The 1391-nt window shown below is 62.0% G+C and carries 1 protein-coding gene; it reads right to left on the bottom strand.

Translation table 11 applies throughout. From position 1 onward, the window contains the following. Positions 1 to 3 precede the first annotated feature (3 nt). Positions 4 to 1391, bottom strand: a 1388-nt coding sequence (gene lpdA, locus GOX53_RS29380) for a dihydrolipoyl dehydrogenase (protein WP_171182413.1), incomplete at its 5' end; no start/stop codon positions are given.

Below are 1391 nucleotides of genomic sequence, written 5' to 3'. Positions count from 1 at the left end.
GCCTCACATATGGATGACGCGTCCGTAGGCGTCGAGCACGCTTTCGTGCATCATTTCGCTGAGCGTGGGGTGCGGGAAGACGGTGTTCATCAGGTCCTCTTCGGTGGTCTCCAACTGGCGGCCCACTACGTAGCCCTGAATCATCTCGGTCACCTCGGCGCCGATCATATGCGCGCCCAAAAGCTCGCCGGTCTTGGCGTCGAATACGGTCTTGACCAACCCCTCGGGTTCCCCAAGCGCGATTGCCTTGCCATTGCCGATGAAGGGAAAGCGGCCGACCTTGACGTCATAGCCCAGTTCCTTGGCCTTTGCTTCGGAATAGCCGACCGAGGCCACCTGCGGATGACAATAGGTGCAGCCCGCGATGGTTTCCGGCTTGACCGGGTGTGCATGCTTGCCCGCAATCAGATCGGCGACCATTACGCCCTCATGGGACGCTTTATGCGCCAGCCACGGCGCGCCGGCGATATCGCCGATGGCATAAAGCCCCTCGACCCCGGTGCGGCAGAACTCGTCCGTCACCACATGGGTGCGGTCGATCTTGACGCCCAGGGCTTCGAGCCCGAGGTTCTCCACATTACCCACGATGCCGACAGCGGAAATCACCGTGTCGAACTCGTGCTTTTCGACCTTGCCCTTGACCTCGATATGGGCGGTGACCTTGCCCTTGCCGCGATCGAGCTGCTTGACCATCGCCTTTTCCATGATGGTCATGCCCTGTTTGGTAAAGGCCTTCTTGGCAAAGGCGCTGATCTCGGCATCCTCCACCGGCAGGACGCGGTCCAGCACCTCGACTACGGTCGTCTCGGCACCCAGCGTATTGTAGAAGCTGGCGAACTCGATGCCGATGGCCCCCGAGCCGATGACCAGCAGTTTCTTGGGCATCCGCGGCGGCAGCAGCGCGTGCTTGTAGGTCCAGACCAGATCGCCGTCCGCCTCGAGCCCCGGCAGTTCGCGCGCACGAGCACCGGTGGCGAGGATGATGTTCGGGGCGCTCAGCTCCTCGGTCCCCTTGTCGGTCTTGACGCTGACCTTGCCCTTGGCGGGGATCGTCGCCTCGCCCATCACCACGGTGACCTTGTTCTTTTTCAGCAGATGACCGATGCCGCCCGAAAGCTGCCCGGCCACCCCGCGCGAGCGTTTGACCACCGCATCGAGGTCATAGCCGATCTTGTCCGCCTTCAGCCCGAAATCCTTGGCCCGCTCCATCAGGTGAAACACTTCCGAGGACCGCAGTAGCGCCTTGGTGGGAATGCAGCCCCAGTTCAGGCAGATACCGCCCAGATGCTCACGCTCAACCACCGCCGTCTTCAGCCCCAGCTGAGCGCCACGGATTGCAGCAACATAGCCACCAGGGCCCGCGCCAATTACGATCAAATCAAAGGAGTGTG

Origin of the sequence: Ruegeria sp. HKCCD8929 (assembly GCF_013031405.1) — a bacterium.
In the GTDB taxonomy this organism is placed as follows: Bacteria; Pseudomonadota; Alphaproteobacteria; order Rhodobacterales; family Rhodobacteraceae; genus Ruegeria.
Note: the sequence above shows the minus strand (reverse complement) of the source record. Positions and strands in the feature narration are given on the sequence as shown.